General features: G+C 66.7%; 1 pseudogene. It reads left to right on the forward strand.

The annotated features are described in order from the left end of the window. A pseudogene (locus tag ACXAJV_RS15335) lies at window positions 1-228 on the forward strand (hypothetical protein); the annotation flags it as partial.

Here is a 228-nt window from a genome sequence, read left to right on the forward strand (position 1 = left end):
GACAGCAATAATCTGGGCGGTGGAGACCCGGGTTGGGAAGTCCAGCCGGGCAATGGCGCCGGTGTGGACACCCAGAATCTGGGCGGCGGCGATCCGGGTTGGGAAGTCCGGCAGCGTGGCGACCTCACCGAAGACAGCAATAATCTGGGCGGTGGAGACCCGGGTTGGGAAGTCCAGCCGGGCAATGGCGCCGGTGTGGACACCCAGAATCTGGGCGGCGGCGATCCG

It is taken from the genome of Maricaulis sp. ABE4_448 (genome assembly GCF_056160825.1).